Raw genomic sequence first — 14893 nt, 5'->3', positions numbered from 1 at the left:
ATAATGATGTTTTGTATCTTTTTTGTTGATTTAAGTACGTTTTTATATTAAAATATTGATAATAGGAGGTATGAAATATGGAAAAAGTATATCAATACAGCAAACTTTACAAATATTTTAAAGAAAAAATAGAAAACGGATATTATAAGCCGGGAGACTTAATACCTCCGGAACCTGAAATAGAAAAGATGTTTGGTGTAAGCAGAACTACCGTAAGAAAAGCTGTTGACCTACTTTCAAGAGAAGGATTTTTAAAAGCTCAACAAGGTAAAGGAACGGTTGTAACAGACAATAAAACAATGCAAAGTTTAAATCATGTAACGTCTGTTTCTGAAACATTACGACATAAAGGTTATGAAGTTAAACCTAAAAATATATTTATAGATTCCGTTGCTGCGGATGATTTTATAAGTGAAAAACTTGGCATAGAAAACGGAACTGTAATAATAAGAATTCAAAGAATACAGCTTGCAAACAATATTCCAATAGCAATAGTAAAAAATTATTTAAGAAAAGAAGATGTTCCGGATATCATTAAAAAGCAAGATGAAATTACATCTTTATATGCATTCCTTGAAAGGGAATATGGAATAAACTTCGATTCTGCAACAGAATTAATTTCTGCAAAGAACGCAACTTTTGAAGAAAGTCAAATGCTTGATGTTGCGGTTGGAACAGCTTTAATCGAACTTAAAAGAACATGTTATATGGGACAAAAACCTATATGTATAGACCATTCAAAAATCGTTGGAAGTAAATATGAACTTGAAATAGAAATGGTTGGTAGAGAAAAATAAAAAGAAACGCATTGCGTTTCTTTTTTTGTTTAACTAATATTTTTTTTATTATATTATATTAAATAGTATTACATAATTATTTAAAAATTAATGTTAATATTACATATTTTATTATTTAATTTATTAATATTAATCAAAATATTATATATAGTTTTAAAATATAAATTCTTGATTTTCTTTTGTGATTTCATGAATATTTACATTTTTATATTTTTCTTCTATTTCTTTTAAATCCTCAATATATCTTAAATCTTCTCTAAAATGCATAGGGAAAACATCTTTTGTTTTAATTTCTTTTAAGAAAAAGTCAATGGCAAGTGTTGAGTTTTCATTTAATCTTCTGTCCACCGGAATAAATGCATAATCAATAAATTCATTTTGTAAATATTCTTTTAACTTCATTATTTCATCTTGATAGTCTTTAGCTTCTTTTTCCTGTGTTTTTTTATCATCATTTTCCCAGTGCCACCAGTTTAAATCTCCGCTGTGGAAGAATATTTTTCCTTCTGCTTTTATTAAAAAACTTACCCCAAGGTCTGTTGAACCAAATGTTTTTATTTTTATTCCATTTGTTTCAATTTCATCATAAGGCTTTATAAATATAATATTATCTTTTTCCCTTACTTTTATATCATCGCTTAAAACACATAATCCTTCTTTTAGAATAAAATCGTTAAAGTGATCCATATGGGAATGAGTGGCAAAGCAAATTACTTTTTTATCTTTACTTTCAATTTTTAATTTGTTCATGGAATCAATTACAAAAATATAATCATCAAGTTCAATTAAAAATCCGCTGTTATATAAATATTTTACTTTCATTTTTTAACCTCCGCTTCACCAAATTATATCAAACAAGGGTTTAATTATAAAGGTAAATATGATAATATATAATTTAAGTTTAAAAATATTTTTATTAAATCGGAGGAAGATATGAAAGCAATTATCACAGTAATCGGGAAAGATAAAACAGGGATTATTTATAATGTTTCAAAAGTATTAAACGACTATGATGTAAACATTGAAGATATTTCTCAAACAGTTATGCAAGATTATTTTACAATGTTAATGCTTGTTAAAATAAACGAAAATAAAGCTTCTTTTAAAACAATTAAGGAAGAACTTGATAAATTATCTGAAGAAATTGGTTTATCAATAAGAATTCAAAAAGAAGAAATATTTGATACAATGCATAAAATTTAAGGAGTAAAACAATGATTATACAAAAAAAAGATGTAATGGATACAATCAAGATGCTTGATACCGAAAATTTGGATATCAGAACAACTACTCTTGGTATTTCTTTGCTTGATTGTTTTGACAGAAATTATAAAGTTGCAACAAATAAAATTTACGATAAAATAACAACAATTGCAAAAGACTTGGTAAAAACTGCGGATACTGTTGCCGATGAATATGGTATTCCAATTGTAAACAAAAGAATTTCCGTAACTCCAATAGCTCTTGCTTGTGCAAACAGCGTTGAAGAGTGGGTTGAGTATGCAAAAGCACTTGACAATGCCGCTAAAGAAGTTGGCGTTGATATTATCGGCGGGTATTCTGCTCTTGTTCAAAAAGGATGTACAACAAGCGATGTTTCATTCCTTGAATCAATTCCATATGCCCTAACAGAAACAACAAATATGTGTTCAAGTGTAAACCTTGGAAGTACAAAATCAGGAATAAACTTTAATGCTGTTAAGAAAATGGGTCCTATAATTAAAAAGACTGCATACATGACAAAGGATAATAACTCATTCGGTTGTGCAAAATTTGTAGTATTTGCAAATGCCGTTGAAGATAATCCATTTATGGCAGGAGCTTTTCATGGTGTAGGAGAAGCTGAAAAAGTTATAAACGTCGGTGTAAGCGGTCCTGGTGTTGTTAAAACTGCACTTGAAGGAATGAAAGGTGCAACAGTTGACGAAATTGCTGAAACAATAAAAAGAACAGCATTTAAAATAACAAGAGCCGGTTCTTTAATAGGACACGAAGTAAGCAGAAGACTTGATGTTCCTTTCGGAATTTTAGACTTGTCTCTTGCTCCAACACCTGCAATAGGAGACAGTGTTGCTGAAATTCTTGAAGTAATGGGACTTGAAAGATGCGGTGCTCACGGAAGTACAGCTGCTCTTGCAATGCTTACAGACGCAGTTAAAAAAGGCGGTATCATGGCATCAAGTCACGTTGGAGGATTAAGCGGAGCTTTTATTCCTGTAAGTGAGGACAACAGAATGATTGCTGCAGTTGAAGACGGCTGCTTACATTTTGATAAACTTGAAGCAATGACAAGCGTTTGCTCTGTTGGACTTGACATGATTGCAATTCCATGGGAAACACCTGAAGATACAATTTCAGCTATGATTGCCGATGAAGCTGCAATTGGTGTAATAAACAATAAAACAACTGCTGTTAGAGTAGTTCCTGTATATGGTAAGAAAGTCGGCGATAAAGTTGACTGGGGCGGACTTTTCGGAAGTGCACCTATTATGGAAGTAAACAGCTTCAGCAGTTCTGATTTCATTCAAAGAGGGGGAAGAATTCCATCTCCTGTACATTCATTCAAAAACTAAAGAAGGGAAAAGTATGAGACCTACATTAAAGATTAATTTAAACAAAATACATGATAATGCAATAACCGTTAAAGAAACTCTTGGAAAATACGGTGTAGATGTAACAGCTGTTACGAAACTTCATTCCTGCAATGAAAGAATAGTTAAAACATTAATGGAAGCAGGAATAAAGAAGTTTGGGGATTCAAGAATAGAAAATCTTGAAAATATTAAGGATTTAGATGCTGAAAAATGGCTTATAAGACTTCCAAGCATTTCAATGGCAGATGAAGTCGTAAAATACAGCGATGTATCCTTAAACAGTGAATATGATACGGTAAAAGCATTAAACGAGGCTGCAAAATATCAAAACAAAACTCACGATATATTATTAATGTTTGATGTGGGCGATTTAAGGGAAGGATATTTTGAAGAAAAAGACATCGTTGAAAATGCTAAAAAAATGAAAAATCTTTCCAATATTAATATAAAGGGTATAGCTACAAACTTAACCTGTTACGGGGGAGTTTTGCCTGATGAAAAAAATCTAACTCATCTTGTGAATGTAAACAAACTTCTTGAAAGTGAGTTAAACCAAAAGCTTGAAGTGGTTTCAGGCGGAAATTCAACAAGCTATACTTTATTTAGAGAAGATAACCCTATTGAAGGAATAACCAATATAAGAGTCGGTGATACTATTTATTTTGGTAGAGACTGTACTTACAGAAGCCATATTGACGGTATGATAAAAGACGCTTTCATATTAAAAGCCGAGATAATAGAAATAAAAAATAAACCTTCAATTCCAATAGGCAAAAGAGGTTTTTCAGCCTTAAATTCAAAACCTGAATTTGTTGATGAAGGTATAAGAAAAAGAGCGATTTTATCTGTAGGAAAACAGGATATAGACCTTGATATGTTTCCTCTTGATACAAATACAAAAATCCTTGGAGGAAGCAGCGATCATTTAATTATAGATATCACAGACAGTAAAAATGATTATAAAATCGGTGATACATTTGAACTTTTTATGTATTATACCGCTACACTTAGAGCCTTTACTTCAAAATATGTTGTTAAGGAGTTTATAGACTAAATGGAAGAAATATATTTGGATAACGCCGCCACAACCATGTGTTATAAAGAAGCGGCAAAAAAAATAGAAAAATATCTTTTATATGACTATGCAAATGCATCAGCCGTTCATAAAAAAGGGTTTGAAGCCGGTAAAATATTAAAAGAAACAAAAGATAACTTACTTGATTTTTTAAACATAAAAGAAAATAGAAGAGTCATTTTTACATCCGGTGCAACGGAAAGTGTAAATATGGCCATTAAAGGAACAATAGGAAAAATCAAACATCCCGAAAACATCAATATTATTACAACCAATATCGAACATCCTTGTGTTACAAATGTATTTCATTATTATGAAGATTTGAATGTAAAAACAAAATATGTTCCAGTTGATAAAAATGGTGTAATAAATTTAGAAGAATTAGTAAACAGTATTGATAAGAATACAAAACTTATAAGCATAATTTATGTAAACAACGAATTTGGCGTTGTTCAGGATGTTGAAAAAATAATAAAAAAAGTAAAAGAAAAAAACGAAAATGTTCTTGTTCACATAGACGCAACTCAAGCTGTTGGAAAAGTTGATTTAAAACTAAAAGATGCTGATATGATTTCCTTAAGTGCTCATAAATTCCATGGTCCAAAGGGAATAGGAGCTTTAGTATTAAAGGAAAATATAACTCTTCTTCCACTTCTTCACGGAGGCGGACAACAGGAAAGTTACAGAAGCGGAACAATAAACACTCCTTTAATTGCAGGCTTAGACGAAGCAGTTAAAATTACAAAGAAAAACTTTGAAGAAAATAAAAAGATTTTTAAGGATTTGTTTTTATATACGGTAAGTAAACTATCTTCTGAGATTAAAGATTATCATATTAATACTCCTTATGAAAAAGCCGATATTTCTTATCATATTTTAAATGTAAGTTTTAAAGGTATAAAAGGAGAAGTACTTCTTCATATGCTTGAAGAAGATAATATTTATGTTTCCGTTTCAAGTGCCTGTTCTTCAAGAAACACAACAGTAAATAGCATATTAAAGGCAATAGACGTTGATGATGATTTAATAAACGGAACTATAAGAATAAGTTTTAGTGAATTTAATACAAAAGAACAAATTGATGTTTTTATTACAAAATTAAAAGAAAACTTAGAAAGATTACATCTTTTAAATAAAATGAGTAGGTAGAAAATATATGAATAAAATAATAATGGTAAAATATGGAGAAATAAGTCTTAAAGGTCTTAACAGAAAATTCTTTATAGATTTACTTCAAAAAAACATTAGACTTTCTCTAAGAAAATTTGAGAATGTTAAACTGCATACAATTCAAAGCAGAATTATAGTAAGCGGATATAATGAAACTGATGAAGAGGCCATTATAGAAAGGCTTAAGAAAGTATTTGGGATTGTATATCTTACAAAGTGTTACGAACTTGAAAAGGATATGAACAAAATTAAAGAAGTAGCTCTTAAAGTAATGAAAGAGGGGAATTACAAAACTTTTAAAGTAGAAACAAAAAGAAGCGATAAAAAATTCCCTATGAAATCTCCTGAAATAAGTAAAGATGTAGGGGCTTATGTACTTATCAATACAGATGATTTAAAGGTTGACGTAAAAAATCCTGATACAATTTTAAAAGTTGAAATAAGAGAAAATGCATATGTTTATGCAGGAGATATAAGATGTAATGCTGGACTTCCTGTAAACAGCAGCGGAGTAGGCGGACTTCTTTTATCAGGTGGACTTGATTCTCCTGTTGCAGGATACTTAATGAATAAAAGAGGTATGAAAGTTGTAGGACTTCATTTTCACAGCTATCCATTTACAAGCATGGACGCAAAAGAAAAGGTTAAAGATCTTGCAGAAGTTTTAAGCGATTATAACATGGGTATAACTCTTGTAAATGTTTCTCTTACAAAAATTCAAGAAGCAATTATAAAAAACTGTGAAGGCGAATATTTAACCGTAATTCTTAGAAGATATATGATTAAAATTGCTAACAGATTAAAAGATAAATTCGATTTAAAAGCTCTTATAACAGGTGAAAGCCTTGGACAAGTTGCATCTCAAACTATTGAAGGAATTTCTTGTACAAATGCTTGCTCAGACTTACCTATTTTAAGACCATTAATTGCTTTTGATAAAACTGAAATAGTGGATATATCAAGAAAAATCGGTGCTTATGATATTTCAATAAGACCATATGAAGACTGTTGTACAATATTCGTTCCAAAACATCCTATAATTAAACCTAAACTTGAGAGAGTTTTGGAAGAAGAAGCAAAACTTGATATTGATGATTTGATAGATGAAGCAGTAGAAAATATTGAAATTATTAAATTATAAAAATAAAACTGAATAAACGACAAATTAAGGCTTATTTTTTAAATTATTTGGAGTAATATATATAAAAACCGTTTAAGGAGTTAAGTTTTGAAATATACTATTACACAAGCATCAAATATTTTAAATTGTAAGCCTTATTTACTAAGATTTTATGAAGATGAGTTCGGTCTTGAAATTCCAAGAAGTTCAAACAACAGAAGATATTATACAACAAGGGAAATAGATATTTTCCGTTACATAGAATCTCTTAAAGACGAGGGAAAGAAAAACAAAGAAATTAAAGAAACTTTATCGGAAAGCAAAAATAAAATTATTTTTGAAGAGATTGAAGAAGAAAAACCGAAAGAAGAAGAAAATAACATAACCTGCCTTATAAAGACGATAAATTCTCTAAGAGAAGAAATAGAAGAATTAAAAAAACAGGATAACTTTAAACAAAGAGATGAACTTATTGCAGAAAATGCAAGGCTTAAAATGAAATTAAAAGAAAAGACTTACGAAAATTCAATTTTAAAAGAAAAATATAATACATTAAAAAATTCAAGAAAAAGAAGCCTTTTTAAATTTGAATAAACAAGGAATAACTTACCAGTGTATTTTAAAATATTACGTCCATAATATAAGTATAACACTTATAAATGGAGGTGAAAAAAAATGACTAAAAAAGAAGCTAAAAAAGGCTTAGACCAATTTAAAAAACAAGTTGCCAGTGAACTTAGCATTAACCTTAAAGAAGGATATAATGGTAACTTAACTAGCAAAGAAGCCGGTTCAATCGGTGGTGAAATGGTTAAAAGAATGGTTGAATCTTACGAAAACTCTATGAAATAGTAAGACTTAATCATTTTGATTAATATAAAAAGGAAACGGTTTTCCGTTTCCTTTTTTAATTTAGTGAATTATTTGTATATGTTTTAAATATGTATTTTTAATAAGATTAAATTCATGTTTTATTTATTTGTAATTTTAATAAATTCTTTTCTTAATGAATATGTTATATAAAATATCTATAAAAATACTCTTTATAAAAGGTTAAATGTATTAAAAACTATTGACAAAAAGGGGCTTTATACATATACTGGTATTAAGTGGTTATATGTGGTTATAGCACATATTATATAAGGAGGCGTAAATATGGCTTATGTATCAATGAAAAAAATGTTAAACGACGCAAGAGAAGGCTCTTATGCAATAGGAGCGTTTAACATAGTAAATTACTTAACGGCAAAGGCTGTGGTGAGTGCCGCAGAGGATTTGAACGTACCTGTTATTTTACAAACTTCGGTAAAAACAGTAAAACAATTTGGAATTGAAGAATTTATTTCTTTCTTAAGACCTATATGTGAAATGGCAAAGGTCGATGTTGCCATTCATTTGGATCACTGCACAGACATTGAATATGCGAAAAAATGTATAGATGCAGGCTGGAGTTCTATTATGTTTGACGGTTCTAAAACACCGCTTAAAAAGAACATAGAAGATACTTTGGTTGTTAAAGATTATATAGCAGGTAGAGATATTACTCTTGAAGGTGAAGTAGGAAGTATTGTAGGTGTTGAAGATGATATAGTAGTTCATGCAAACGATGCTGCTTATGCAAATAAAGAAGACTGCGAAAAATACTTAAAAGAAACCGGTGTAGATTTCCTTGCTCCTGCAGTTGGCACGGCTCACGGGGTATATAAAGGAGAAATAAGATTAAACTACGATTTATTTAAAGAAATTGATTCCATTTCACCTGTACCTTTGGTTCTTCACGGCGGAACGGGCTTAAGCGATGAAATGTTCAATACTTTAATTGATTTAAGAGCAAGTAAGGTAAATATTTCAACAGCAATAAAAATCGCTTACTGCGATAGTATGTATGAATACTCTTCTACTCATAGAGATGAACATAATCCTTTAACATTGGACGATTATGTATATAAGAAAATTTATGACCTTGCATACAAACACATCAATTTCTTTACACTTAGAAAGGGGAGCGTAAACAATGAGTGATTATAATTTTAAACCTAATTATTTATGTGATATGCATTGTCACACTACACGTTCGGATGGACTTTGCACACCAAAGGAACTTATTGATTTGGCAGCAAAATCAGGAATGAAAGTTTTAACTATTTCTGACCATGATATGCTTCCTCCAAAAACAGTAGAAGTAGACGGAAAAGAAGTTGACAGTGTAGAATATGCAAAAAATAAAGGTGTACATTTATTAAAAGCCTGTGAATTTTCATGTGATACTGATGTTGATGATGTTCACATGGTTGCATATGGCTGTGACTTTGAGGATAAAAAAATTAAGGAAGTAATGGAAGATATAGCAAACAGCAAAATAGAAAGCTATAAGGATTTCTTAAATAGATTAAATGAGTGTGGATATGAAATATCTCTTGATGAAGTTCTAAATTACGGCGGACAGCAGAGAAGTGAAAAAGAGCTTCAAAAGAAACTTATTTTTAACTTAATGGCTGATAAAGGCTATACAAAAACATGGTCTGACGCAAAGAAACTTTCTAAAAAAGATGAAAGATTAAATGTCAGAAGAAGAAAACCAAATCCTGTAGATATAATAAAAATAGTTCATGATGCAGGCGGTATAATAGTTCTTGCTCATCCTTACTTAATAGCCGATAAAGTGGTTTTAGATGGAAAAGAAGTATCAAGAAGCGAATATATAGAAAATCTTATTAAAAACGGTTTAGACGGTATAGAAGCAAGTTATACCTACGATAAAACAAGCTACACCGGAAACATGAAAAAAGAAGATATAATAAACGAAGTAAGAAATACATATAAAGATAAAGTAAAAATAATCTCAGGCGGGTCTGATTTCCACGGAGACCATAAAAAAGATTCTGAGAATCCAAGATTTATAGGTGAATGCGGAATTGATTATGATTATTTCATTAACAACGAATTACTAAAAAAACTTATATAAACAAAAGGAGAATAAAATGGCAGTAGATTTTAGTAAACTAACCAAAAAAGATGTGGGTAAGCTTTTTGATTATGCGAGCCTTGCAAAAGATTTAACGGAAGAAAAAGTAAGAATGGGATGTAGAGAAGCAATTAAATATAATTGTAAGGCATTTTGCTTTTCTTCTTCATACTGGACAAAAGTAGTTGCAGAAGAACTACAAGGAACAGACTTACTTGTAGGCGCTGGAATAGGTTTCCCTCTTGGACAACAAACAAGTGCCGTAAAAGCTTTTGAAGCTGAAGAAGCTGTAAAAATGGGAGCTACCGTTCTTGATAACTGCATGAACGTGGGGGCAATGAAAGATAAAAAATACGATGAAATAAAACAAGAATTTAAAGATTACGTTAATGCTGCAGGCGGAGTACTTACAAAAATGATAATAGAATGTTGTATGCTTACTGATGAGGAAATAAAAATAGCCTGTGAACTTTGTGCTGAAACAGGAATTGATTATGTTAAATCATCTACAGGACACTACGCAGGACCTACTCTTGAACAAACAGTATTAATGAGAGACTGCTTAAAAGGAACAAATACAAAATTAAAAGTTTCAGGAGTAAAAGCTCCAAAACCTCAAAATGCTTATGCATACTTAATGGCAGGCGCAGAACTTATAGGAACACAAGATGCTCCAATGATTATAGATGCTCTTGATTTAATGAGGGAAGTTGGTATTGTGCCAAAATATGAAGGTTAGATAATAAAATCCTTTCAATAAAAACTTTTTAAGTTTTAACACGGTAAATTTTTACCGTGTTTTTTTATATTTTTTATCTATATGCAAAAGATAAACAGAAAGGAGGTTATTATGTTAAACAAACAAAAGATAGCTATAATTGGTCTTGGCATGGTTGGTTCAAGTATTGCATTTTCCTTAATGCAGGAAGGAATTTTTTCCGAAATAGTTTTAATAGATAAAGACAGAAAAAAAGCAAAGGGAGAGGCTATGGATTTAAGTCATGGGATACCTTTTTGTGAAAGTATTAATATTTATGAAGGGGACTATGATGATATAAAGGATTGTTATGTAGTTATTATAACAGCAGGAGCAAATCAAGAAAAAGGGGAAACAAGACTTGACTTGATAGATAAAAATTTTAAAATATATAAGTCCATTATTCCAAATATTACAAAGACAAGTTTTGAAGGAATACTTCTTGTTGTTTCAAATCCCGTTGATATTTTAACTTATGTTACTCTAAAACTATCCGGATACGATAAAAAAAGAGTAATAGGAAGCGGAACGGTTCTTGATAGTGCAAGATTTCAGTATATGCTGGGAAGACACTTAAATGTTGACAGTAAAAGTATCCATGCATTTGTTATAGGAGAACATGGAGACAGCGAGCTTGCTGTATGGGATAGTTCAGATATAGGAGGAATGAAAATAAATAACTTCTGTGAACTTAGAGGACATTTTAATCATGAACAAGCAATGAACGAAATATTTAGCGGTGTAAAAAACAGTGCATATGAGATAATTGAAAGAAAAGGTGCTACTTATTATGGTATTGCAATGGCAGTAAAAAGAATATGTACTGCTCTTGTAAAAGATGAACATTCCATTCTTCCTGTTTCAAGCTATATTGACGGTGAGTATGGTTTAAATGATATATGTATAAGTATTCCAAGTATAGTTTGTATGAAAGGGATTGATAAAGTTTTGGAAATTCCTCTAAGCAAAAGGGAAGAGGAAAATTTATTTAATTCTGCATCTAAACTTAAAGATGTTTTAGAAAGTCTTAAATTGTAAGAAATCTTTTGTAAAAAAATAAAGGGGATAACCCTTTATTTTTTATAGTGTTCAATTGCTTCATCTACATCAAAAGTCATTTTTCCGTCATCAAAAACGAAGAAAGGAACTCCTATTGTACTTCTTTGTCTTACCTTTACAAATTCGTTAAGATTATCTCTTAGTTTTAAAAATTCTTTCATTGAAGTTGTATCTTCTGTTATTTCAATAAGTTCATAATTGATGTTTTTTTCTTTTAAAAGTTTTTTTGCATTGATACAATCTATGCAACTGTTCATTCCATACATTTTAAAACTCATGTTTAATACCTTCTTTCTGTTTTATATTATGTCATAAATTAAAATGTGATATTATTTAAAAACAAAATATTTTTGACCATTGTAACTTACAATATACAAACACATATCGACTATAATTTTTGCAAAATATACGTTTATTCCAAGATACATATTTACGCCCTTTGTAAGTATTCCGCTAAGTCCTGCAACAATAAATACCAAAACATAGTATTTAAACATTGTTTTGCCAACGTGACCGTCATTTTTAAAAACGAACTTTCTGTTTAAAGTATAATTAAACAGGGAAGAAATAAGCCTTGCAATGTATGTTGCGGTTATTGTGGGTATACCGATAAAAGTAAATAGGCAAAAACTTAAATAATCCAAAATTCCCGAAGATGTAGAAGATAGAATATATTTTATAATTCTTTTATATACCCTGAAAGAATCCCTTAAAGTATCGTAGTGAGAAGATTCGTTGTCGTTTATGTATACAACGCTTATTGGCTCTTGAATAACCTCAATATGTCTATTCTTAAGCTCAAGCAAGATATTCATTTCAAATTCATATCTTTCGCCTTCAATGTCTATTATTTTTTTAAGCATTTCAACACTAAATCCTCTAAGACCTGTTTGTGTGTCTACTATTTCATCTCCGTTATTTAAAAATTTGAAAATCTTTCTTGTTACTGTATTTCCAAATAAACTTCTAAGAGGTGTTGTTTTGTCGAAATGTCTAACGCCCAAAATAAGTTTGTCGGGATTTTCATCGAGTATTTTTTCGATATTCAAAATATCTTTTGGTAAATGCTGTCCGTCTGCATCTGCGGTAACAGCGCTTAAATTATGTTTAATACAATATTCAAATCCCGTTTTTAAGGCTCTTCCTTTACCTTTATTTTCTTCGTGAACAAGAACTGTACATCCCAAATCCTCGACTTGTTTAAAAATATCCTCAAATTCTTTTCCGCTTCCGTCATTTATAATGAGAATTTTCTCATCATGTTCAATTAATTCTTTTACAACTCCGATAAGTTTTTTATCGGGTTTGTAGGCAGGAATAAGAATAACAGGATTTATGTTTTTGTACTTCATAAATTCCCTACCTTTTAATATATGTCTTTTTTATATTTTACCAAAAAAACATAAAAAAATAAATGATAAAAAAAATTATAATTATTCTAAAAATTTTGATATAATATTTTAGTATTTAAAAAAAGGGAGGCTTATAATGAACAATCAAAAAAACGGGGCAATATATATCGTTATGGCTGCTTTTTTATGGAGTTTAAACGGTGTACTTATAAAATACATTCCATGGGATGCAATGGCAATAAGCGGGGTTAGAGCGTTTTTATCTACAATTACTTTAATTTTAATTAAAGGAAGCATGAATTTTAAAATAAATAAACACGTTATATGCGCCAGTATATCATATATTACAATGGGCATTTTATTTGTGTACGCAACAAAACTTACCACTGCCGCAAATGCAATAATACTTCAGTACACGGCTCCTATATTCGTTATAATTTTATCAATTATATTCTTTAAAAGTTTCCCTACAAAAAAACAGGTGTTTACGGTTATACTTGCATTTATAGGTGTAATAATATTCTTTATGGAAAAAGTAGGTTCAGGAGCAATGCTTGGAAACATTCTTGCAATTCTTGCAGGCATTGGGTATTCAGGAGTATTTATTTTTAATTCATACGAAGATTCAAATACTTTAGATGCGACAATTTTAGGTAATGGTTTAATATTTTTAATTTCAGTACCGACATTACTTCAAAATAATCAGCCGACCCTTGATATGGCAGGGGTGTTTGGAATAATTATTCTTGGTATATTCCAAATGGGTGTATCTTATGCTTTATTCTCAAAAGGCATAGAAAGAACGGAAAGCGTAGATGCTTCCTTAATTTCAATGTTAGAAGCAATATTAAATCCAATTTGGGTTGCTCTTGTAATAGGGGAAATCCCAAGTATAACGACTTTTATAGGTGGTGCACTTGTTTTAATAGCGGTTATGTATAATATTTTAAATGGCAAAAATGATAATTCAGGACTTGAAAATCAAGGTCAATGATGATATAATACATAAGGTATTTTGCCGATGTGGTGAAATTGGCAGACGCAACGGACTCAAAATCCGTCGATAGCAATATCGTGTGGGTTCGAATCCCACCATCGGCACCAGCTTAGATATATTACTGTAAAGCCTAAATGGTTTTACAGTTTTTTTATTTTATAAATATTTATTCAAATATTTCAAAGTGCGGTATTTAATTAAACTTATTTTTAATATTTCAGTAAATTATTTTGTGTTTATAAATATTCTTTTCAACTTAAAAATTTTCAATGCAAAATTATTTGAATAATAAAATTTATATAAACATTAAAGTTTGATATTTTAAATAATTTGATAATATGATATTATTTTGTAGCTTTATATTTAGGATATAAGTTTAATAAATATTTTAAAGGAGAGCTTATTATATGAAAGATTGTCATGTGCATACTAATCTGTCTCATGATGGAATATCTACATTCAAAGAGTACATCGAAACTTCTAAAGAAAAAAATGTTGATGAAATAACTTTCACTGAACATTGGGATGATTATACAGGTTTAGATACAAAATTAAAAATGTTAGATGTGTCAGAATATAGAAAAGAATATTTAAAATATAAAGATGATTCTATATTAAAAACAAATTTTGGCATTGAAATAGGATTACAGCCAGATATTGTAGATAAAGTTGAAACAATGGTAAAGCAATATCCTTTTGATTTTGTTATAGGCTCATCTCATATTACTTGTAAAAAAGATATGGCAATGGATAAAAGTTTTTTTAGTGGTTTATCCAGAAAAGAAGCTTATTTAAAATATTTTGAAGAAGTTCTTGAAAATATAAAATTATATAATGAGTTTGATGTTTATGGTCATATTGATTATGTAGTAAGATATGGGGGATATTCTAAAAAGAAAATAGAATATGAAGAATTTAGTGAAGTATTAGATGAAATATTACTATTACTAATAAGAAAAGATAAAGGAATAGAAGTTAATACTTCAGGGCTTAGATATAACTTAGGT

General features: G+C 29.7%; 17 protein-coding genes and 1 tRNA gene. 15 read left to right on the top strand and 3 right to left on the bottom strand.

All coding sequences use genetic code 11. The features are described from left to right. The first annotated feature begins 77 nt into the window (after nucleotides 1-77). Entirely contained in the window at nucleotides 78-797 is a 720-nt protein-coding gene (locus tag FGQ49_RS06285) for a GntR family transcriptional regulator (protein ID WP_138269017.1), read from the top strand. A 153-nt stretch (nucleotides 798-950) separates the two neighbouring features. On the opposite strand, the gene FGQ49_RS06280 is transcribed toward FGQ49_RS06285, so the two are convergent. Next, a complete protein-coding gene (locus FGQ49_RS06280; RefSeq protein ID WP_138269016.1) occupies nucleotides 951-1619 on the bottom strand; it encodes an MBL fold metallo-hydrolase in 669 nt (222 codons plus the stop codon). Nucleotides 1620-1730: 111 nt separating this feature from the next. On the opposite strand from FGQ49_RS06280, the gene FGQ49_RS06275 reads away from it, so the two are divergent. The 11 genes from FGQ49_RS06275 (at nucleotide 1731) to FGQ49_RS06225 (ending at nucleotide 11516) form a co-directional block, all read left to right on the top strand. Then, nucleotides 1731-2000, top strand: coding sequence for an ACT domain-containing protein (locus FGQ49_RS06275; protein ID WP_138269015.1), 270 nt, complete (start codon nucleotides 1731-1733; stop codon nucleotides 1998-2000). A gap of 17 nt (nucleotides 2001-2017) precedes the next feature. Beyond that, entirely contained in the window at nucleotides 2018-3370 is a 1353-nt protein-coding gene (locus FGQ49_RS06270; RefSeq protein ID WP_207669794.1) for a PFL family protein, read from the top strand. A gap of 13 nt (nucleotides 3371-3383) precedes the next feature. Continuing rightward, a complete protein-coding gene (locus tag FGQ49_RS06265) occupies nucleotides 3384-4445 on the top strand; it encodes an alanine/ornithine racemase family PLP-dependent enzyme (RefSeq protein WP_138269014.1) in 1062 nt (353 codons plus the stop codon). Next, nucleotides 4446-5615 carry a cysteine desulfurase family protein gene (locus FGQ49_RS06260; RefSeq protein WP_138269013.1) on the top strand — a complete coding sequence of 390 codons (1170 nt, stop codon included), beginning with the start codon at nucleotides 4446-4448 and terminating at the stop codon, nucleotides 5613-5615. It begins immediately after the preceding gene. Nucleotides 5616-5622: 7 nt separating this feature from the next. After that, complete coding sequence (gene thiI / locus FGQ49_RS06255) at nucleotides 5623-6777, top strand: tRNA uracil 4-sulfurtransferase ThiI (protein ID WP_138269012.1); 1155 nt, start codon at nucleotides 5623-5625, stop codon at nucleotides 6775-6777. An 87-nt stretch (nucleotides 6778-6864) separates the two neighbouring features. After that, nucleotides 6865-7350 carry a MerR family transcriptional regulator gene (locus FGQ49_RS06250; RefSeq protein WP_138269011.1) on the top strand — a complete coding sequence of 162 codons (486 nt, stop codon included), beginning with the start codon at nucleotides 6865-6867 and terminating at the stop codon, nucleotides 7348-7350. Nucleotides 7351-7431: 81 nt separating this feature from the next. Next, nucleotides 7432-7608: an alpha/beta-type small acid-soluble spore protein gene (locus FGQ49_RS06245; protein WP_138269010.1), complete on the top strand. Its 177-nt coding sequence runs from the start codon at nucleotides 7432-7434 to the stop codon at nucleotides 7606-7608. A 303-nt stretch (nucleotides 7609-7911) separates the two neighbouring features. Further along, on the top strand, nucleotides 7912-8778 hold the full coding sequence (locus FGQ49_RS06240; RefSeq protein WP_138269009.1) for a class II fructose-bisphosphate aldolase: 867 nt from the start codon (nucleotides 7912-7914) through the stop codon (nucleotides 8776-8778). Beyond that, entirely contained in the window at nucleotides 8771-9721 is a 951-nt protein-coding gene (locus FGQ49_RS06235) for a PHP domain-containing protein (RefSeq protein WP_138269008.1), read from the top strand. Before FGQ49_RS06240 ends, FGQ49_RS06235 begins: the two co-directional genes overlap by 8 nt. Before the next feature lie 16 nt (nucleotides 9722-9737). Beyond that, entirely contained in the window at nucleotides 9738-10460 is a 723-nt protein-coding gene (gene deoC, locus FGQ49_RS06230; RefSeq protein WP_138269007.1) for a deoxyribose-phosphate aldolase, read from the top strand. Between the two features lie 111 nt (nucleotides 10461-10571). Then, on the top strand, nucleotides 10572-11516 hold the full coding sequence (locus FGQ49_RS06225) for an L-lactate dehydrogenase (RefSeq protein ID WP_138269006.1): 945 nt from the start codon (nucleotides 10572-10574) through the stop codon (nucleotides 11514-11516). A 35-nt stretch (nucleotides 11517-11551) separates the two neighbouring features. On the opposite strand, the gene FGQ49_RS06220 is transcribed toward FGQ49_RS06225, so the two are convergent. Further along, entirely contained in the window at nucleotides 11552-11815 is a 264-nt protein-coding gene (locus tag FGQ49_RS06220; RefSeq protein WP_138269005.1) for a glutaredoxin domain-containing protein, read from the bottom strand. Nucleotides 11816-11866: 51 nt separating this feature from the next. Beyond that, a complete protein-coding gene (locus FGQ49_RS06215; RefSeq protein WP_138269004.1) occupies nucleotides 11867-12889 on the bottom strand; it encodes a bifunctional glycosyltransferase family 2/GtrA family protein in 1023 nt (340 codons plus the stop codon). Nucleotides 12890-13025: 136 nt separating this feature from the next. On the opposite strand from FGQ49_RS06215, the gene FGQ49_RS06210 reads away from it, so the two are divergent. The 3 genes from FGQ49_RS06210 to FGQ49_RS06200 form a co-directional block, all read left to right on the top strand. Further along, nucleotides 13026-13883, top strand: a complete 858-nt coding sequence (locus FGQ49_RS06210; protein WP_138269003.1) for a DMT family transporter — start codon at nucleotides 13026-13028, stop codon at nucleotides 13881-13883. A gap of 23 nt (nucleotides 13884-13906) precedes the next feature. Beyond that, a tRNA-Leu gene (locus FGQ49_RS06205) sits at nucleotides 13907-13993 on the top strand. 300 nt (nucleotides 13994-14293) lie between these two features. After that, nucleotides 14294-14893, top strand: a 600-nt coding sequence (locus FGQ49_RS06200; RefSeq protein WP_138269002.1) for a histidinol-phosphatase HisJ family protein, incomplete at its 3' end; no start/stop codon positions are given.

The organism is Anaerofustis stercorihominis, from assembly GCF_005844425.1.
Taxonomy (GTDB): domain Bacteria; phylum Bacillota; class Clostridia; order Eubacteriales; family Anaerofustaceae; genus Anaerofustis; species Anaerofustis butyriciformans.
This window is presented reverse-complemented; position numbering and strand designations above follow the sequence as displayed.